The sequence below is a fragment of the Lysobacter sp. SCRH-1R genome (genome assembly GCF_057747855.1).
The window spans coordinates 2298652-2317692 of the sequence record NZ_CM173227.1; the positions used below are offsets into that span (position 1 = coordinate 2298652).

The 19041-nt window shown below is 68.4% G+C and carries 18 protein-coding genes and 1 other RNA gene; 8 read left to right on the plus strand and 11 right to left on the minus strand.

What is annotated here, in order from left to right:
- Window positions 1-148: 148 nt before the first annotated feature.
- On the minus strand, window positions 149-817 hold the full coding sequence (locus AC3ANK_RS10320) for a 4-hydroxy-tetrahydrodipicolinate reductase (RefSeq protein ID WP_242525165.1): 669 nt from the start codon (window positions 815-817) through the stop codon (window positions 149-151).
- A 223-nt stretch (window positions 818-1040) separates the two neighbouring features.
- On the opposite strand from AC3ANK_RS10320, the gene AC3ANK_RS10325 reads away from it, so the two are divergent.
- The gene (locus AC3ANK_RS10325; protein ID WP_484171091.1) at window positions 1041-1430 is read left to right on the plus strand and encodes a hypothetical protein; all 390 of its coding nucleotides are present in this window, start codon (window positions 1041-1043) and stop codon (window positions 1428-1430) included.
- 279 nt (window positions 1431-1709) lie between these two features.
- Here the strand turns inward: AC3ANK_RS10325 and AC3ANK_RS10330 are convergent, their stop codons facing one another.
- The 5 genes from AC3ANK_RS10330 to hrcA form a co-directional block, all read right to left on the minus strand.
- Window positions 1710-3587, minus strand: a complete 1878-nt coding sequence (locus AC3ANK_RS10330) for a DUF3857 domain-containing transglutaminase family protein (RefSeq protein ID WP_484171092.1) — start codon at window positions 3585-3587, stop codon at window positions 1710-1712.
- 112 nt (window positions 3588-3699) lie between these two features.
- Window positions 3700-4824, minus strand: coding sequence for a molecular chaperone DnaJ (gene dnaJ / locus AC3ANK_RS10335; RefSeq protein WP_484171093.1), 1125 nt, complete (start codon window positions 4822-4824; stop codon window positions 3700-3702).
- Between the two features lie 138 nt (window positions 4825-4962).
- Window positions 4963-6885 (minus strand): molecular chaperone DnaK, encoded by a 1923-nt coding sequence (gene dnaK, locus AC3ANK_RS10340; RefSeq protein ID WP_484171094.1) that lies wholly within the window; start codon window positions 6883-6885, stop codon window positions 4963-4965.
- A gap of 122 nt (window positions 6886-7007) precedes the next feature.
- Window positions 7008-7544, minus strand: coding sequence for a nucleotide exchange factor GrpE (gene grpE, locus AC3ANK_RS10345; protein ID WP_206860725.1), 537 nt, complete (start codon window positions 7542-7544; stop codon window positions 7008-7010).
- A gap of 195 nt (window positions 7545-7739) precedes the next feature.
- Window positions 7740-8792 (minus strand): heat-inducible transcriptional repressor HrcA, encoded by a 1053-nt coding sequence (gene hrcA, locus AC3ANK_RS10350; RefSeq protein WP_206860726.1) that lies wholly within the window; start codon window positions 8790-8792, stop codon window positions 7740-7742.
- Window positions 8793-8964: 172 nt separating this feature from the next.
- On the opposite strand from hrcA, the gene recN reads away from it, so the two are divergent.
- A complete protein-coding gene (recN, locus tag AC3ANK_RS10355) occupies window positions 8965-10632 on the plus strand; it encodes a DNA repair protein RecN (RefSeq protein WP_206860727.1) in 1668 nt (555 codons plus the stop codon).
- A 117-nt stretch (window positions 10633-10749) separates the two neighbouring features.
- Here the strand turns inward: recN and fur are convergent, their stop codons facing one another.
- Window positions 10750-11151, minus strand: coding sequence for a ferric iron uptake transcriptional regulator (gene fur, locus AC3ANK_RS10360; RefSeq protein WP_206860728.1), 402 nt, complete (start codon window positions 11149-11151; stop codon window positions 10750-10752).
- Window positions 11152-11299: 148 nt separating this feature from the next.
- Between fur and AC3ANK_RS10365 the strand changes: the two genes are divergently transcribed.
- Entirely contained in the window at window positions 11300-11704 is a 405-nt protein-coding gene (locus AC3ANK_RS10365) for an outer membrane protein assembly factor BamE (protein WP_206860729.1), read from the plus strand.
- Between the two features lie 52 nt (window positions 11705-11756).
- On the opposite strand, the gene AC3ANK_RS10370 is transcribed toward AC3ANK_RS10365, so the two are convergent.
- Both AC3ANK_RS10370 and AC3ANK_RS10375 read right to left on the minus strand, forming a co-directional pair.
- Window positions 11757-12029 carry an RnfH family protein gene (locus AC3ANK_RS10370; RefSeq protein WP_206860730.1) on the minus strand — a complete coding sequence of 91 codons (273 nt, stop codon included), beginning with the start codon at window positions 12027-12029 and terminating at the stop codon, window positions 11757-11759.
- Window positions 12026-12475, minus strand: coding sequence for a type II toxin-antitoxin system RatA family toxin (locus AC3ANK_RS10375; protein ID WP_206860731.1), 450 nt, complete (start codon window positions 12473-12475; stop codon window positions 12026-12028). Before AC3ANK_RS10375 ends, AC3ANK_RS10370 begins: the two co-directional genes overlap by 4 nt.
- A gap of 63 nt (window positions 12476-12538) precedes the next feature.
- On the opposite strand from AC3ANK_RS10375, the gene smpB reads away from it, so the two are divergent.
- The gene (smpB, locus tag AC3ANK_RS10380) at window positions 12539-13051 is read left to right on the plus strand and encodes an SsrA-binding protein SmpB (RefSeq protein ID WP_206860732.1); all 513 of its coding nucleotides are present in this window, start codon (window positions 12539-12541) and stop codon (window positions 13049-13051) included.
- 166 nt (window positions 13052-13217) lie between these two features.
- On the opposite strand, the gene AC3ANK_RS10385 is transcribed toward smpB, so the two are convergent.
- Window positions 13218-15410 (minus strand): CHASE domain-containing protein, encoded by a 2193-nt coding sequence (locus AC3ANK_RS10385; protein ID WP_484171095.1) that lies wholly within the window; start codon window positions 15408-15410, stop codon window positions 13218-13220.
- 480 nt (window positions 15411-15890) lie between these two features.
- Here AC3ANK_RS10385 and AC3ANK_RS10390 point away from each other — a divergent pair, with 480 nt between their 5' ends.
- The 3 genes from AC3ANK_RS10390 to AC3ANK_RS10400 all read left to right on the plus strand — a co-directional run bounded on the left by AC3ANK_RS10390 (window position 15891) and on the right by AC3ANK_RS10400 (window position 17189).
- A complete protein-coding gene (locus AC3ANK_RS10390; protein WP_206860734.1) occupies window positions 15891-16259 on the plus strand; it encodes a hypothetical protein in 369 nt (122 codons plus the stop codon).
- A gap of 148 nt (window positions 16260-16407) precedes the next feature.
- Window positions 16408-16761: a transfer-messenger RNA gene (gene ssrA, locus AC3ANK_RS10395) on the plus strand.
- Window positions 16762-16913: 152 nt separating this feature from the next.
- A complete protein-coding gene (locus tag AC3ANK_RS10400; RefSeq protein ID WP_206860735.1) occupies window positions 16914-17189 on the plus strand; it encodes a hypothetical protein in 276 nt (91 codons plus the stop codon).
- Between the two features lie 13 nt (window positions 17190-17202).
- On the opposite strand, the gene AC3ANK_RS10405 is transcribed toward AC3ANK_RS10400, so the two are convergent.
- Complete coding sequence (locus AC3ANK_RS10405) at window positions 17203-18321, minus strand: DNA topoisomerase IB (RefSeq protein ID WP_484171096.1); 1119 nt, start codon at window positions 18319-18321, stop codon at window positions 17203-17205.
- 88 nt (window positions 18322-18409) lie between these two features.
- On the opposite strand from AC3ANK_RS10405, the gene AC3ANK_RS10410 reads away from it, so the two are divergent.
- Complete coding sequence (locus AC3ANK_RS10410) at window positions 18410-19033, plus strand: GIY-YIG nuclease family protein (protein WP_484171097.1); 624 nt, start codon at window positions 18410-18412, stop codon at window positions 19031-19033.
- Window positions 19034-19041 lie beyond the last annotated feature (8 nt).

Here is a 19041-nt window from a genome sequence, read left to right on the forward strand (position 1 = left end):
CGCCGTAGAAAAACCGGGTTGCAGCAAAGCGCGGACGCGGTGCGGGACCGGTCCGACGGAAGGGGTTCAGGCGAGCCGGAATTCTAGCGGGCCGGGGCTCGTAACGCCAGCGTCATGTGCCCGGATCGTGCGATCCGGCCCGCCTCGTTCAGGCGAGCAGATCGCGCAGGCGATAACGGCCGGGCGCGCGGCCGGCCAGCTTCGCGGCGGCGTGGAGCGCGCCGCGGGCGAAGATGTCGCGATTGGTGGCGCGGTGGACCAGCTCGATCCGCTCGCCCGGCGCGGTGAACTGCACCAGGTGCTCGCCGACGATGTCGCCGGCGCGCAGCGAGGCATAGCGCGGCGTCGCCCCACCCTGCTCCGCGTTCGCGCCCAGCGCCAGCGCGGTGCCGGAGGGCGCGTCCTTCTTGTGCACGTGGTGCGACTCGACGATGTCGCAATCCCAGCCCGGCAGCGCCTGCGCGGCACGTTCGACCAGTTCGCCCAGGATCGCCACGCCCAGGCTGAAATTCGCCGCCCACAGCAGCGGGATGCGCTGCGCCGCGGCGTCCAGCGCGGCGCGCTGCGGCGCTTCCAGTCCCGTCGTGCCCGACACCAGTGCGGCGCCGCGCTCCTCGCACAGCGCGAGGATGGGATCGAAGCCCTCCGGCAGGCTGAAATCGATGGCGACGTCGAACGCGGGCGCGCCATGCAGTTCGGACGCGGCGAAATGCGCCACGCCCTCCACCACCCGCTGCGCCGGTTGTGAACGCTGCACGGCCGCGACGACGACGACGTCGTCGCGCTCCGTGGCCAGGCGAAGCAGCGCCTGCCCCATGCGGCCGGAGGCACCGTGGACGAGGATGCGGGTCTGCGCGGTGTGGTCGCTCATGCGCGCAGTCTGAAGCGGCCACTTCGCGGCGACAAGCGTTTCGTGCCGCCACGACCGTTTCGCAGCGCGACGGCGATTCGGAACCTTCCTATGTTTCGACGCCAACGTGCTTCCTAGCATCGCAGCGCCGCAATCGGCGGCGCCATGCCGGTCCGGGGACCACGCACGCATGAAGACGTTGTTTCGAAGCATCGCATTGCTGCTACTGCTCGTCGCCGCGGGCTGTTCGGGCAGGAAGGACGCCGAACTGCTCGCCGCGCCCAAAGTGGGCGACCTCTACGCCAGCGAGCTGTCGCACTTCGCCGAGTTCGATGGCGGGAACCGCGCGTACGGCCTGATGAAGGTGGTCGCCGTGACCGACGGCAGCATCTCCGTCGTCACCGACAGCAGCGCCTGGCCGGCACCGTCGGGCGCGAACAACGACCTGCGCGGCGACCTGGCGGACGTGAAGTGGGACACGCAGAACACCCTCCGCCTCGCGCGCTCCGAACTCCGGGACCTGTACGAGGAGGACCGCATCTTCGGCGTCCGCCGGCCCGACGCCGGGGCATCGCAATGAACGTCTTCCATCGACCTGTGGCCGGCCGTGCTCGGCGCCGGCTCGTTCGTGCTGACCCGCTTCAACGTCGATTCAAGCTGCTCGCCTGGTGGACCACTGGGGTCAGTCCACCGGAACGCTGATCCGCGCCGGGCGGATCGTGGCGGGCGTGCTGCTGTGGCTGATGTTCCGCGCCCGCAGGTCTTCGGCGGAGTAAGGCCCCCTGCCGACAGCGCTGATGAGCGAAAAAAAAAGCCGCGGAACGCCCGCGGCTTTTTTTGACCGAGCCTCTTCCGCCGGTTACTGGTAGACCACCTGCGCGCGCAGGTTCGTCAGCACCTTCTGCATGAAGTCCCGGTAGTCGCGGTTGTAGCCGGGCTCGCACAGCGGGCCGGGCGTGCGGTCGTCGAGCACGCGCGTGACGCGCAGCGTGTTGCCGTCGCGCTTGTAGGTGGCCCGGTAGCTGAACGCACTGCCCTTGAGATCGACGTCCGGCGGCACCGCGATCAGCTGCACGGGCTTGGCGAACTCGATCTCGTACTCTTCCTGCGAGAAGCCGCTGGCGCAGGCGCTCGGTCTGGCCTCGTCGACTTCCAGGTTCGCCTGTGCGGCGAAACGCATCACCGGCGCTTCGGTCGGGAAGATCGGCGTCAGCGCGATCGCACCCGGCACCGGCATCAGCTGGCCGACACTGAAGTTCACCTGGTAGGCGTAACGGTCTTCCAGCGGTTCCGGATCGTCCATGCGCACGCTGCCGGTCCCGTCCTGCCCCATCTGCTGGAAGTAGCGCTTCACGCCCTGCGTGGCCTGGTCCGTGGTGGAGCCGCGGAACGCCGCGCGCGTGGTCACCGCGTACATGCCCTGCAGTTCGACGTCGGCCTGTCCTTCGATCGAGCCGTCCGCGCCGACCTTGAGTCGCGTCTTCACGGTCTGGCGCCCGCTGCCCGGAACCATCGCCGGCGTGGTGGTTCCCTCGCGATAGCCCTCCACGCGGAAGACCGGCTTGCCCATGTCCGGGTACGGCAGCATGCCGAAGGGAATGCCCTTGGCGGTCGCATCCAGGTACAGGTCCCACTCGGGGAGGTAGGTGATGACGTGGTTGACCATCGCCACCGCCGGCGTGCGCGGCAGGTCGTACAGACTGCTGGAGTTGATCAGCGCCTGCGTCGCCGGAATGCCCTTCGCCGTCAGCAGCGCCTGCAGCAGGGTCGCATGGTCCTTGCAGTCGCCCATCCTGTTGTCGAGGACGAAGTCCAGATCGTGCGGCACCACCGCGCCCAGCCCGATGCAGTTGCCCGCATAGGTGATCTGGGTCGAGACCCATTCGTACATCGCCTTCGCGATGTCGCGCGGCTCCTTGCGGGTGCCGGCGATCTCGTCCGCCAGCTTGCGGATGCGCGGCGTGACCGCCGCCTTCGGCTTCGCCCGCGCGCCGTAGGCGAGCGCGATGTCGCCATAGCCGGCGAAGGTCGAATACACCAGGCCCGGCTGGTCCTCGAAGCGGAACGCGGAAGCCGACTGGTCGGGCAACAGCGGCTGGCGGTTCTGGAAGCGCCAGTGGCTCAGGCGGCGATCGCCCACCACTTCATCGCGGACGCGCTCCATCCGCCATGCCTCGGACTTCACGGGCAGCTGCGCCGGCGCGTCGAAGCGCAGATCGACCTGGCCGTAGTAGGTTTCGCGCGGGAACGTTTCGACTTCCGAGAACTGGCCGTCGAACATCGGCTGCGAGCCGGTCAGGCGGTACTTGAACACCGTGGTGTCGCCGACGGCCAGCTCGGGGAACACCACCGTCATCGACGTGCGATCGGAGAACACCGGCGCGCCTTCGCCGTGTCCGCCGTTGGTCTGCACCTGGTAGTTGGATTTGGGCACCGGCACGCGGCGGCCGTCGGGCTTGAGCGTGTAGGCCTCCAGCACCTCGACCTTCTGGATGCTGGTGCTGTAGCCGATGGAGGAATCCTTGACGTATTCCAGCGCATCGGACTTGAGCACCTTGATGGTCTGCTCGCGCGTCTCGGTGTACGAGCCGTCCGGCTGGATGACGTAGGCGACGTCGAGGCGCTCGATCTGCGCCGAACGCTCGCCTTCAGGCTGGATCGCCTGCGCCGCGGAGGCCGGCGCGCACGCGAACTGCCACGCAGCCGCGAGGGCCAGCGCACTTGCATGTTTCAACATGGTTCCCCTTATCCGGCGAATCCGTCGCCGTCCGGGGAATGCTAGCGCAGGCTCCGGCGCCCGGCAGCGGGGCGAACTTCCCACCCGCGTGCCGGACCTGCCGTAGCGTTGCTCAGGACGTCATCCGGTCCCAGAAGCCCTTCACGCCGTCCAGGAAGGTCGAGGCGCGCGGCGAATGGCGGCGGGCGCCTTCGCCGACGAAGGTGGCTTCGAACTTCTCCAGCAGTTCGCGCTGCTCCGGCGTGAGGTTCACCGGGGTTTCCACGACGATGCGGCAGTACAGGTCGCCGGGCTTGCGGCTGCGGACGGACTTCACACCGCGGTCGCGCAGGCGGAACAGCTTGCCGGTCTGGCTTTCGGCGGGAATTCGCAGTTCGACGTCGCCGTCCAGCGTCGGCACGCGGATGGTGTCGCCGAGCGCAGCCTGCGCGATGCGCACCGGCACTTCGCAATGCAGGTCGTCGCCGTCGCGCTGGAAGATCTCGTGCTCGCGCACGCGCACGTCCACGTACAGATCGCCCGGCGGCGAACCGGCCGGACCGGCTTCGCCCTCGCCCGCCAGGCGGATGCGATCGCCGTTGTCGACGCCGGCGGGAATCTTCACCTGCAGCGTCTTGGTGCGTTCGACACGACCTTGGCCGTTGCAGTCGGCGCAGGGGTTCGGGATCGTCTTGCCGCGACCGCCGCAATGCGGGCAGGCCTGCTGCATCGAGAAGATGCCGCGCTGGAAACGCACCTGGCCGCGGCCATGGCAGGTCTGGCAGGTTTCGGTCTTGCCGTCGGCCGAACCCGAGCCGTCGCAGGTCTCGCATTCGTCGAGGGTCGGGATTTCGATCGTCTTCTCGGCGCCGAACACGGCCTCTTCGAGCGACAGCTCCATCACGTAGCCGATGTCGGCGCCGCGACGCGGTCCGCGCGCGGCTCCGGCGCCAAAGATGTTCCCGAAGATGTCGCCGAAGATGTCGCCCATGTCGGCGTAGCCCGCACCGGCGCCACCGGCGCCCATGCCGTGCTCGAAGGCGGCATGGCCGTGCTGGTCGTAGGCGCGACGGCGGTTGCCGTCGGACAGGACTTCGTAGGCTTCCTTGCACTCCTTGAACGAAGCTTCCGCGGCGGCGTCGCCGGGATTGCGGTCCGGATGGAACTTCATCGCGCAGCGGCGATAGGCCTTCTTCAGGTCTTCTTCGCTGGCATCGCGGGCCACGCCCAGCACTTCGTAGTAGTCGCGTTTGCTCATGGAGCCGGAAATCGGGAATTGGGAATGGAGAATGGTTCGAAGCGATGGCCCTGCAGCCTACGGACACAAGAACGGGAATTGGGAGAGTGAAAGCGATGACGCCTCACGATTCCCAATTCCCGGTTCCCTATTCCCGTCTTACTTCTTGTCGTCCTTGACTTCGGTGAACTCGGCGTCGACCACGTCGTCGGACTTCGCGCCGCCCGACGGGCCTGCACCGGCGTCCGGACCGCCCGGCTGGCCAGCGGCCGACGCCGCCGCGAACAGCGACTGCGCGGCCTCTTCCAGCGCCTTGGACTTGGCCTCGATCTGGCCCTTGTCGTCGCCGCGCATCGCGGTTTCGAGTTCGGCGATCGCGCCTTCGGTACGACCGATGACGTCGCCGGCCACCTTGTCGCCGTTGTCCTTGATGGCGCTGCGCGCGGTGTGGATCAGCGCGTCGGCGTGGTTGCGGGCCTGCACCAGCTCGTGGAACTTCTGGTCTTCCTCGCGGTGGGCTTCGGCGTCGGAGACCATCTTCGCGATCTCTTCCTCGGACAGGCCCGAACCGGCCTTGATCTCGACCTTCTGTTCCTTGTTGGTCTTCTTGTCCTTGGCCGACACGTGCAGGATGCCGTTGGCGTCGATGTCGAAGGACACCTCCACCTGCGGCATGCCGCGCGGCGCCGGCTCGATACCGGTCAGGTCGAAGCGGGCCAACGACTTGTTGTAGCGGGCCTGCTCGCGCTCACCCTGCAGCACGTGCACGGTCACGGCCGACTGGTTGTCCTCGGCGGTGGAGAACACCTGCGAGGCCTTGGTCGGGATGGTGGTGTTCTTCTCGATGATCTTGGTGAACACGCCGCCCAGGGTCTCGATGCCCAGCGACAGCGGGGTCACGTCGAGCAGCAGGACGTCCTTGACGTCGCCGGCCAGCACGCCGCCCTGGATCGCGGCGCCCAGTGCCACGGCTTCGTCCGGGTTGACGTCCTTGCGCGGCTCCTTGCCGAAGAACTCGGCCACGGCCGACTGCACCTTCGGCATGCGGGTCTGGCCGCCGACCAGGATCACCTCGCTGATCTCGCTGGCGCGCAGGCCGGCGTCATTCAGCGCGATGCGGCACGGTTCGATCGTGCGCTTGACCAGGTCGTCGACCAGCGCCTCGAGCTTGGCGCGGGTCAGCTTGATGTTCAGGTGCTTCGGACCCGAGGCGTCAGCCGTCACGTACGGCAGGTTCACTTCGGTCTGCTGCGCGCTGGACAGTTCGATCTTGGCGCGCTCGGCGGCGTCCTTCAGGCGCTGCAGGGCCAGCGGATCCTTGCGCAGGTCGATGCCCTGGTCCTTCTGGAATTCCTCGACGAGGTAATCGATGACGCGCTTGTCGAAGTCTTCGCCGCCCAGGAACGTGTCGCCGTTGGTGGACAGCACTTCCACCTGCATTTCGCCGTCGACGGACGCGATCTCGATGATCGACACGTCGAACGTGCCGCCGCCGAGGTCGTAGACCGCGACCTTGCGGTCGCCGCCCTTCTTGTCCATGCCGTAGGCCAGCGCGGCCGCGGTCGGCTCGTTGATGATGCGCTTGACGTCCAGGCCCGCGATCTTGCCGGCGTCCTTGGTCGCCTGGCGCTGGCTGTCGTTGAAGTAGGCCGGCACCGTGATGACGGCTTCGGTGACGGTCTCGCCCAGGTAGGCCTCGGCGGTCTTCTTCATCTTGGCCAGCACTTCGGCCGAGATCTGCTGCGGGGCCATCTTCTTGCCCTCGGAGGTCTCGACCCACGCGTCGCCGTTCTCGTGCTGGGTGATCTTGTACGGGACCAGGCCGATGTCCTTCTGGACTTCGGCGTCGGTGAACTTGCGGCCGATGAGGCGCTTGACGGCGAAGAAGGTGTTCTTCGGATTGGTGACGGCCTGGCGCTTGGCGCTGGCGCCGACGAGGACTTCGCCGTCCTTGGTGAAGGCGACGATGGACGGGGTGGTGCGATCGCCTTCCGCGTTCTCGATGACGCGCGGCTTGCCGCCTTCCATGATCGCCACGCACGAATTGGTCGTGCCCAGGTCGATACCGATGATCTTGCCCATGGTGTTGCTCCCTCTCGATGCTTTGACTGTGCGGCGGCGCGGGCCGCCATGCTTGAAGGTGTATGGCGGAGCGTCCCGCCGATGTGCGTTATCTGGGGGGCTCGCGCCCCCGCTTCAAGGCGTCAGTCGTGCTTGGCCACGACCACCAGCGCCGGGCGCAGGAGGCGTTCGTTCAGCACCCAGCCCTTCTGGTACACCTGGACCACGTCGCCGGGCGCGTGGCCGGCGGCGTCGACCATGCTCATCGCCTGGTGGCGCTCGGGGTCGAACGGCTGGCCCACCGGATCGACGGCGATCAGGCCGTTGTCGGACGCCACCTTCAACAACTGGCGCAGCGTGAGTTCCATGCCCTCGCGCAGATGGGCGGCGGTGTCGCCCTGCACGGCCAGGCCGGCTTCCAGGCTGTCGATCACCGGCAGCAGTTCGGACAGCAGGCGCTCGTTGGCGAACCTGCGCGCCATGTCGATGTCGCGCGTCATGCGCTTGCGCTGGTTTTCGAGTTCGGCGCGCTCGCGCAGCGAGTCCTCGCGCAGCTGGGTCAGCTCGGCCTGGACGGCCTCGAGCTGCGCGGCCAGCGTGGCGACGGCGTCGGGCGTCTCGGTGTCGGGGGCCACTCCGGTGGTCTGGTTGGGTTCGCCGGAAGGTGTGCTAGCGGTCATGCGGTGCTCCATCCCTGCGCCAGGGGCGCTCAAACTTGCTGGAATTCAAGGTCTTGCAACCGCGCTCGAAGGCGCGTCAGGCCAGCAATGGGGCCGTCCCAACGGGTTTCAAGACAGCACATGGAAGACGAATGCGGCGGCGGGCGCCGGCCAGCCGCCGGCCCCGGCCCGGGAACCGGCCTGTTTCCAGCGCGTTTACTGATCCGGATGCAGCGCCGCCCCGAGCGCATCGGCGGCGGCCTGCACGACGGGGATCACCCGGTCGTAGGCCATGCGGGTGGGCCCGATCACGCCCAGCACGCCCAGCACCGTGCCGGAGCCGGACGCCACGTAGGGCGCGGTCACCAGCGACATGCCCTCCAGCGGGGCCAGCCCGGTTTCCTCGCCGATGAAGATGCGCACGCCCGGCGCCTGCACGGTGCGTTCGAGCAGCTGGAGGATCTCCCGCTTGCGCGAGAAGGCTTCGAACAGCTCGCGCAGGCGGTCCAGGTCGGCCAGTTCCTGCACGCCCATCAGGCGGGTCTGGCCCGCCAGCACCATGTCGTCGCCGCCGGGCGCGAGCGCCTGTTCGGCCAGCTCGACCGATTGCGCCAGCAGCAGCTGCATCTCGTCCTGCGCGCTGCGCAGCTCGCGAACCAGCGTGGCGCGGATGTCGGCCACGGTGCGCCCGGCGAAATGCGCGTTGAGATAGTTCGCCACACGCTCCAGTTCGCCGCTATCGAACGGACGCCGCGTGGCGACGATGCGGTTCTGCACCTCGTTGTCGGCGAACACCAGGATCGCCAGCACGCGCGAGCCGTCCAGCGGCACGAAGTCGATGCGCCGGAACGCGAACTGCTCGCGCCGCGGCACGCTGACCACGCCGACGAAATGGGTCATCGCCGACAGCAGCTCCGACGCGCTGCCCAGCAGCGCCTGCGTACCGGAGCCGGCGGGCAGCTCGCCGCGCAGCCGCGCGACGTCGGTCTCCGGCAGCGGGCGCACCTGCAGCAACGAATCGACGAACAGCCGGTAACCCTGCGGCGTCGGCACCCTTCCGGCGGAGGCATGCGGCGCGCTGAGCAGGCCTGCGTCCTCCAGGTCGGCCAGGATGTTGCGGATCGTCGCCGGACTCACGTCCAGCCCCGCGTGGCGGGCCAGCGTCTGCGACCCGATCGGCTCGCCGCTGCGGATGTAGCGGCCGATCAGGGTGCGCAGCAACTGGCGTGCGCGCGGGTCGAGGCTGGGATCGGCGGGTTTGCGGCTCATGTCGGCGATATATGACGGCTGGGTACGGGGCGCAAGTCGGGACGCTACGGAGCCCGCCATCCCGAGCCACAGGCGGCCACCAGCGCACGAACGGAACCCGGTCGCGATCTCCACCCGTGAGACGCCCCACCGCTATCAAGCCGCAACCCACACAGGGCACAATCGCGCTCCGATGCTCGTCCACCTGTCCCTCAAGCAATTCGCCGTCGTCACCGAAGCCGAACTGGCCTTCGGTCCCGGCCTGACCGTCATCTCCGGCGAAACCGGCGCGGGCAAGTCGCTGCTGGTCGACGCGCTGGGCCTGATCTCCGGCCTGCGCGCCGACAGCGGCGTGGTGCGCCACGGCGCCGATCGCGCCGAGCTGGTCGCCGAGTTCGCCCTCGACGACGTTCCGCAAGCCGCCGCCTGGCTGCGCGAGAACGAACTCGACGAGGACGACAGCTGCCAGATCCGCCGCGTGATCCGCGCCGACGGCGGTTCGCGCGCGTGGGTGAACGGCCGGCCGGTGACGCTGGGCCAGCTCGGCGAACTGGCGGCGCTGCTGGTGGAAATCCACGGCCAGCACGAACACCAGGCCCTGCTCTCGCGCCCGAGCCAGCTCGCCCTGCTCGACGCCTTCGGCCGCACCGAGGCCGAACGCCGCGCGGTGGAAGTCGCCGCCGCCCGCTGGAGCGCGCTGCTCGCCGAGCGCGACACGCTGCTCGCGCAGGGCGACGTCTCCGACCGCATCGACTGGCTGGAACACCAGCACGCCGAACTCGATCGCGAAGACCTCTCGCCGGACGCCATCGACCGCCTGCAGGCCGACCATCGCCGCCATGCGCACGCCGCCGGGCTGATCGCCGCCTGCGACGGCGCGTTCGCGCAGCTCGGCGGCGACGACGGCCCCTCGCTTTCGCGCACGCTGCAGCACGTGCGTTCGGACCTCGCCCGCGTGGCCGAACACGAGCCGCGGCTGGGCGAAGTCGATGCGATGCTCGACGCCGCCACGATCCAGATCGACGAAGCGCTCGCCCTGCTCGACCGCGTGCGCAGCGACCTGGACCTCGATCCCGCCGCGTTCGACTCGCTCGAACACCGCCTGGGCCGCCTGCACGAACTGGCGCGCAAGCATCGCGTCGCGCCCGAGCAGCTCGCCGCGCAGCGCGACGCGATCGCCGCCGAACTCGACACCCTGCGCGGCGCCGGCGTGCGCCTGGCGAAGCTGGATGGCGAGATCGACGCCGCCGGCCACGCATGGCGCGAGGTCGCGCAGGTGTTGAGCGCGCGTCGTCGCGAGGCGGCGGCGCATCTGTCGTCGAGCACGAGCGCGCTGATCGGCGAACTCGGCATGGGCGGCGGCCGGTTCGATGTCGAACTGGAACCGCTCGACACCGGACGCCCCGACCCGCAGGGCGCCGAGCGCGTGGAATTCATGGTCGCCGCCAACCCCGGACAGCCGGCGCGTCCGCTGCGCAAGGTGGCGTCGGGCGGCGAACTCTCGCGCATCTCGCTGGCGATCGAAGTCGCTGCGCTGGGGCTGGATGCCGTGGCAACGATGGTGTTCGACGAAGTCGACACCGGCATCGGTGGCGCCGTGGCGGAGATCGTCGGACAGAAGCTGCGCGCCCTGGGCGCCAGCCGGCAGGTCCTCTGCGTGACCCATCTGCCGCAGGTCGCGGCGCAGGGCCACGCGCACTACCGCGTCAGCAAGGCCAAGAGCGAAGGCGTCACCCAGAGCGCGGTGCAGTTGCTGAAGGCGAAGGAACGCGAGGAAGAGCTCGCGCGCATGCTCGGCGGCGTGGAACTCACGCGCGAGGCGCGCGCGGCGGCGAAGCGGTTGCTGGCCGACGTGGGGTGAGGAGCCGGGACCCGGGATTCGGAAAAACAGAAAGCCCGCCATCCGGCGGGCTTTCTGTTTGGCGCGGGAAGCTCGCGGGAGCCGCTCTTGCGAATCCCCGATGCCGAATCCCTGCTCTTACCGCTTCTTCCGCACATAGAGCACCAGCGAGTGCTCCTCGATCTCGTAACCGTGCCTGGCCGCGACCTTGCGCTGCAGTTCTTCGATCTCCGGGCTCTCGAACTCGATGATCTTGCCGGAGTCGATGTCGACCATATGGTCGTGATGGTGGCCGCGATCGAGTTCGTACACCGACTGCCCGGCCTCGAAGTTGTGCTTGAGCACCAGCCCCGCCGCCTCGAACTGCGTCAGCACGCGGTACACGGTCGCAAGGCCGATGTCCTCGCCGTGTTCGAGCAGGTGGCGGTAGATGTCCTCGGCGGTCATGTGCCGGGGCTTGGCCTGCTCCAGCAGTTCCAGGATCCGCAGTCGCGGATGGGTGACCTTGAGTCCGGCCTTGCGGAGGTCTTGCGATTCCATGGTGGTCCCTCAACGAAGCGGCGCGACCGGGGGCGCCGGAACGGCGGATGAACACGGCCGACCGGTAAGCTGGTCCGCCCGACTCCGCGCTTGGTGGATACGCCCTTCAGTGTATCATCGCGGCGTTATCCGCCTGTCGCAGACACCGATGCCGAAGCACACGCACAAGCTCCTGCTGGTCCTCTCCATTGCCTTGGTCACCAGCGGCTGCGGCATCCTCTACAAGCAGCCGATCTACCAGGGCAACCTGCTGGAAAAGGCCAACATCGACCAGTTGCAGACCGGCATGAGCAAGCAGCAGGTCACGCTGCTGCTCGGCACGCCGTCGGTGGAGGATCCGTTCCACCACGACCGTTGGGACTACACCGCCACGCAGCGCACCAACCGTCGCGGCACCACCGAGAAGAAGAACCTCACGCTGTGGTTCGAGAACGACAGCCTGGTGAAGTGGGAAGGCGACTACTTCCCCGAACAGGACGAACAGCTGGCCCGCCAGACGGTCAAGCAGTTCGGCCGCAACCTGCCGAAGGAAAAGGGCAAGAAGGGTCGCTGATCCTACGCGAACGCCCCGTTCCGCGAACGGAAGCACGAACGAAAACCCCGGCTCACGGCCGGGGTTTTGTTTTGGTCGATTCGGCGCGTCGCCGGCGGGCGTCCTTCGGGTCGGCCACCAGCGGGCGCAGCAGTTCCAGGCGATCGCCCTCGCGCAGTTCGGTCTCCCGCGTGGCGCGCACGCCGAACACGGCGTAGCCGACGGTTTCGGGCTCGTCCCGCCATCCCGCCGCCGACAGCGCATCGGCCACGGTCGCGCCCGCGGGCAGTTCCAGCCAGACCGAGTCGAAGCGCCGCGGCCAGGCGCGGACGACCTCGATCCTCACGCCTCGTCTCCGCGATCGGCCACCCGCACGAAGTCGTCGACCATGCGGTCGGCCAGGCTCTGGAAGCCCACCGCCATCGCTGGGCCCAGCAGCTTCACCTTCGGCTCGAACTCCAGCGTGAGCGTCACCTTGCAGGCCGACTCGTCCAGCGCGTGGAATTCCCAGCGCCCGCCCAGGCTCTGGAATGGCCCGTCGACCAGCTTCAGGTCGATGTGGTGCGGCGCGCGGGTGGTGTTCTGCGTGACGAACCAGGTGCGCAGCGCGCCGAAACCGATGTCCAGCCGCGCCACCATGCGCCCGGTGCCGTCCTCCTGGCTGCCCTCCTCCAGCACCGTGGAGGCCTCGCACCAGCTGAAGCGGCGCGAATAGGCGGCCACGTCGTTCACCAGCGCGTACATGCGCGCGGCGGAGTGTTCGACGAGGGCGGAACGGCGGATGGTCTGCATGCGGCGGCGGTTCCCGAAGCGCTGGTGTCGCGCGCGGGCCCCGCTTTCGGGGACAATGGCGCGATGTCCAAGAATTCCAACAAGAAGACCGGCAAGGATAAGGGAAAGGGCGCCGGCGGCGGGACCATCGCGCTGAACAAGCGCGCCCGCCACGAGTACCACCTCGAAGAGAAGTTCGAGGCCGGCCTGTCCCTGCAGGGCTGGGAGCTGAAGGCGATCCGTGCCGGCCGCGCCAACATCGGCGACGCCTACGCGGTGGTCCTGCGCAACGAGATCTTCCTGATCGGCTCGCAGATCACGCCGTTGATCTCGGCCTCGACCCACGTGGTCGCCGACGACCGTCGCTCGCGCAAACTGTTGCTGCATCGCGCGGAGATCGACACCCTCATCGGCCGCGTGCAGCGCGACGGCTACACCATCGTGCCGACCGCGCTGTACTGGAAGGGCAACAAGGTCAAGGCCGAAGTCGCGCTCGCCAAGGGCAAGCAGGCGCACGACAAGCGCGAAGCGAGCAAGGAGCGCGACTGGCAACGCGAGAAGCAGCGGGTGATGCGGCGTCACAACAAGGACGCGTGATTCCCGGGCGGTGCCCGGAAATCCCCAAGATTCACGATGTGAATCTTGCGCCCCACGTCGCACTTCCATCCCCCATTCGCGCCTGAGGCGCGAATCGCCCCCAACTTGGGGGTGGTACGGCTTCGCTATGTCGTGAGTCGTCTGTGCCCTACAACAAGCCTGCCCATCACTCGCCCAGCTTCTCGCGCGGCAGCGTGAACCAGAACGTCGCGCCCTTCCCCACTTCGCCTTCCGCGCGGATGCTGCCGCCGTGGCGTTCGACGATGCGCTTGACCGACGCCAGGCCGATGCCGTGGCCGGCGAAATCCTCGTTGTGGTGCAGGCGCTGGAACGGGCGGAACAGCTTGTCGACATAGGTCTGCGAGAAACCCGCGCCGTTGTCGCGAACGAAGTACTCCAGCCCCTGCTCCGTCGGCACCGCGCCGAATTCGATGCGCGCGTCGAGCCGGTCGCGGGTGAATTTCCACGCATTGCCCAGCAGGTTGCCGAGCAGGTTGCGCAGCAGCGGCGCATCGCCGATCACGAACAGGTCGGGCTGGATGTCCACCTCGACCTGCCGCCGGTGGTCGCCCACGCGCAACTCCTCGATCACCTCGCCGGCGAGCCGGCTCAGGTCCACGCGTTCCAGGCGCAGCTCGCCGCGGCTCACGCGCGACATCTTGAGCAGCGCGTCGATCAGCTCGCCCATGCGCGCCGCCGCGCGGCGCACGCGCGCCAGGTACGCACGACCGTTCTCGTCCATGCCGGCGCAATGGCGCTCGATCAGGATGCGGCTGAAGCCGTCGATCGCCCGCAACGGCGCGCGCAGATCGTGTGAGACAGAGTATGCGAAGGCCTCCAACTCCTGGTTGGCCTGGCTCAATTCGCGGGTGCGCAGGGCCACCCTCGCCTCCAGCGTCCGGTTGAGCGCATGCACGCGCGCCTCGGCCCGCAGGCGCTCGGTGACGTCCTCCACCTGCACCAGTCCGGCGATGTCCTGACCGACGTTTCCCGGCACCGGCGCGTAGGTCAGCTGCGCCTGTCGCGGCTCGCCGCCTTCGCGATGCAGGCGGCGCGTCGCGCGATGCACGCCCTGCGCGTCCGTGGTGCCGTGGCCGTAGGCGATCATTTCCGGCTCGTCGCTTTCGAACAGCGCGTCGAAACGCCGGCCGACCAGCGCCTCGGGCGTCAGTCCGACGATGTTCCCCAGCGCGGGATTGGCCTCGACGATGTGACCCTCGCTGTCCAGCAGCGCCTTGCCGATCGCGGAATAGCGCATCGCGCTGCGGAAACGCGCCTCGCTGCGGCGGAAGTCCTCGGTCATGCGTACCGCGATGCGGTACGCCTGCGCCTCGGTACGCGCCAGCATCCACGCCACCGCGTACAGCAGCAGCGACGAGAACAGCCCCAGCGCGAGCAGGTTGCGCAGCCCCAGCAGGCGCGGCGCAGCCTGCGCCAGCGGCGGCGATTCGAAATCCACCCGCCAGTGACGGCCGTACAGTTCGAACGTGCTGCTGTGGCGGAACGCCGGCGGCGGCCGGTCGCTCGGCGCGTAGGTCGCGTACAGCAGGCGCTCGCCGGCCGACACGTCGTACACGCGGAACTGGTTGTCGTTGCGCAGCGGGCCCAGCGCGTTGCGCACGAAGCCTTCCATCCGCACCGGCACGTACACCCAGCCCTGCATTTCGGCGCGCCGGTTGGCGAGCGTCGCCGGCCGCGCCCCGCCGCGATAGACCGGCAGGTACAGCAGCAGCCCGGTGCTGCGCAGCGAGCCGTCCTGGATCAGGTGCACCGGCCCGGACAGCGTGGCGTTCCCGGTTTCCATCGCCTTGGTCATCGCGGCGTGGCGCACCGGCTCGGAATACATGTCGAAGCCGATCGCGCCGACGTTCGCCGGCGTCTTCGGTTCCAGGTAGAGGATCGGCCCGTAGTCGCGCCGTTGCCCGCGCGGCCAGATCTGCAGCAGCCCGTGGCCGGCCTCGCGCCATTCCAGCTGCAGGTCGGTCAGGCGCGTGGCCGGCACGAACTCGCCGAACCCCAGTCCGACCATGCCCGGGAAGCGCCGCTGCAGGTCCATGCCGTCGACGTAAGCCTGCCACTGCATCGGCGACGGTCGCGGTCGCGTCACCGACGCGAACATCGACACGCCGCCGCGCGCGACCAGCTCGTACTTCGTCATGCCCTGGCGCAGCAGTTCGGTGACTTCGGCGGTCTTGCTGATGAACTCGGCTTCGGCCGCGCGCAACTCGCGTTCGCGCGCCGCATGCCACGCCGTGAACACCAGCAGCAGCGAGCCCACCAGCACGATCAACGCCAGCAGGTAGCCGCGGCGTGGCGCCAGCTCGGACAGGTCGGGCGTGCGGTCTTCGCGAACGGCCACGGGGCTCATCCCCCAAGCATACAGGGGCGAGACTTTGTCGCGTTCAGCCTGACGGCACGGAGCAAACCGTGTGGGCGATCACATGCACGGTCAGGTCCGCGGGCCCCGTGGCGAACGCCGCACACCCGAGAGCGCCAGCAGCTCGATAGCATCGACACGGAAACTGCATGCGCGCGCCATGATCAACGCACGTTTTCGCGTGGTGACGTAACCGCGCTTGCGCATGCGCCGAAGCATTTCGGTGCTGATGCCGGCTGCCTGCGCAGCCGCGCCACAGGATGGGAAACATTCTACGTATCGCTCGACCGGATTGGCCGCGACGTCCATTTCGTTAGTCATGCGGCATTGGATACCACCGCCAGTTGGCACATTCAACAACCCATAAATGCGCGCTTTTCTTGCAGGCCGCGCAACAATAAGTTGCGACGACGCACACTCCTGATGTGCGTGTCGGAACTCTCCTGTTTCGAGCGTAGGGAAATGCCTAAAGCACCGCACAAGGAATTCGCCAAACGCCTGCACGAGGTCTGGGATTACGCCGGCATCGCGCAGGGTCGGGGCCGCACCGCCGCGGTCGCCGAGTACTACGAAGTCAGTCGCGAATCGGCCCGCAAATGGTCGCTGGGGCTGTCGATCCCCGCCAACGAACGCCTGCGCGCGATGGCGGTGCAGCTGGGGCTCAGCTACGAATGGATCTCCACCGGCCGCGGCACGATGGAGGGCAAGAACCTCGTGCGCGAGCAGCCCAGCAAGTACGACAACCCCGAAGAACTGCGCCTGGTCGGCCTGGTCCGCAAGCTGCCGCGCAAGAAGCAGCGGGCGCTGATCCAGCTGCTCGAGGACACCTGAGCGGCGGCACCGTCGCAGCGGGCGTCCGGAACGTCGGGAAACGCCGGAACGCGCCTCCCCGCTTGAACGTGCGCAAACGCGCGTCAGCGCGGCCCTTGTGGTCGCGACCGTCGCCCCTATACTGGTCGGGTCAGCGCGAGCTGTCCCCGGGGGTGCACTGGCTTCGACGGGGGTTGCGAAATCGCTTGGCGCATGCCGAGGGGGTAGCTTTCCTCGTAAATCCAGCTGCGAACTCATAGTTGCCAACGACGACAACTACGCTCTGGCCGCTTAAGGCCTAAGCCCCGAAACTGCTTGTGTCCGTGCTCGCAGCGTAGGGTCACTATCACGGAATCGCCGGGGGCCGTTGCCTGTCAGCCCCCGGTCAACCCAAAACAGGCTGGCCTTCGGATGCGCTTTGCGCGCCGTGCTGTCCGGGGGCGAGATCCAACGGAGCGCTAAGCATGTAGTGCCGGGGATGGAGTGCCTTCGGACGGGGGTTCAATTCCCCCCACCTCCACCATTACCTTGAAAGGCCCGCTTCGGCGGGCCTTTTTGTTTCCGGCTGGCGGGCTCCCATCCTTTCGGCGGCAACCACGCATCTTTCGGACTCGTCTGATAGGCCCGCAAACGCCGGTTGCGGATTCTGGGTTCCACTTCGCCTCCGGTATGCCCATGCGCCAGGCCTGTCGACTCACCGGCACCGAGCTGACCCAGACCGAACGTTTCGCGCTGCTCGCGCTGCGGAACCGGACGCAGTTGTTCCGCTGGGAACGTGCGCTGATGGAAACGCCGACGATGCAGCGGCTGGCCATGCAGGGACTGGCGGTGTTCGAGAACGAGCGCTGGGAGCCGACGCAGAAAGGCATCGAGCTGATCGCACGCCTGACCGGCTACGACCTCAGTTCCATCGCGATGCCCGAGTCCGCGCAGGAAACCATGCCGGCGTGAACGCCTGCCGCTGCTAGCCCTTCCCGCCTTTCCCGCTCTTGCGACTGCGCCGCAGCAGGCGCAGCGCCGCCTGTTCCCACTGGCGATCGCCACGCGCACCAGCCACCGCACGCTGCAGGCGCCCGTCTTCCCAGCATTCGAACACGGTCGGGTCGATGTAGGACTTGCGGCACACCGCCGGGGTGTTGCCCAGCAGGTGCGCGACTTCCTTGATCACTTCGTTGCGCACGGCGGGAATGGCGGTGATCTTGACCTCGCCGTCCTCGCGGCGCGGCACCTCGCGTTCGGCGAGCAGGCGGATCGCCACCAGCGTCCCGCCCCAGGTGCGGAAATCCTTGGCGGTGAACTCCGCGCCCATCGCGTCGCGCAGGTAATCGTTGACCATGCCCGAATCGACCGGCTGCTGCGTTCCGTCGCCGTCGAGGTACTGGAACAGCATCTGCCCCGGCAATTGCTGGCAGCGGCGCATCAGCTTCGTCAGTCGCGCGTCGTCGAGGACGATGTCGTGCTCCAGTCCGCCCTTGCCGCGAAAACGCAGGTGCGCGCGACCGCCGCGGAGGAATTCGACGTGGCGGTTGCGCAGCGTGGTCAGGCCATAGGAGCGGTTGCCGCGCGCGTATTCGGAGTTGCCGATGCGCACCAGCGTGTCGGCCAGTACCGAGACGACGATCGCCAGCACCTTCTCGCGCCCCAGTCCTTCGCGCGCCAGGTCGCGCCGCAACGCGCGACGCAGATGCGGCAGCGCGGCCGCGAAAGCGACGATGCGATCGAACTTGCGGGCGTCGCGCACTTCCTTCCAGCGCGGGTGGTAGCGGTACTGCTTGCGTCCACGCGCGTCGCGACCGCATGCCTGCAGGTGGCCGTTCGCGCGGCGGCAGATCCACACGTCGCGATAGGCCGGCGGAATCGCCAGCGAGCGGATCCGCGCCAGCGTGTCCGCATCGCGCACGGTGCGGCCTTCGGGGTCGATGTAGCGGAACCCGCGCCCCGAGCGCATGCGACGCAGCCCCGGCTCGCCGTCGCTCACGTAGACCAGCCCGCCGTCGCTCGCCGAGGCGATGCACGCCTCGTCCTTCGGAACACCGTTGCCGTTGCCGTTCCGGGGCGTCGGGATCTTGCGCGCACGTGCCATGCGTCCAGCATCGGAAGTGCCGCATCAAAATCGCGTCGCGACGGAACGCGACGGAGCGCGTACACGCGCGATGGGCGATCATCGGCGCATGGCTTTCCTGCGCACCAGCGAGCCCGAACGCACCCGCGGCGCCAGCGAAGGCGCCTGCCACCTCTACGTGCTGCCCTGCGCGTACGAGGACCTGCTCAAGCTGGGGTTTTCGCGGCAGCCGCTGGAGCGCATGCAGGCGCTGCATCCGCGCTTCTTCGAGTTCTTCGACCTCGACCGCGCCCTGCTGGTGGAAACCGAGACGGTGCGCGATGCACGACGACTCGAACTCGAACTCGGCCATCGCCTCAATGAACACAGCGCGCCGGCGCCGCTCACGGTGCGCGTGCAGGCGGCGGGGGTGACGGAGTGGTACCGGGGCGCGTATCCGCTGCTGGCCCAGGCGGTCGAAGGCCTGGCCCAAACCGGCCACACCGTGCACGCGCCGCTGCGCGGCTGGGTCCAGGCGCAGATGCAGGCCCGTGCGCCGGCGCTGTTCGGCTGGGGGATGGCCGTGCTCGATCGCGTGGAAGGCGAACCCGGGCATCTGGATCGCATGCAGATGCTGCACGCGCTGCGCCAGCAGGTGCTGGACGTGCTCGATGCGCACCGCGCGCTCGATATCGACGTCGGCGATTACCTGCCGGACGCGCTCGCGCAGTGGTACGCGCGACGATCCCGTTGATCGGCCCG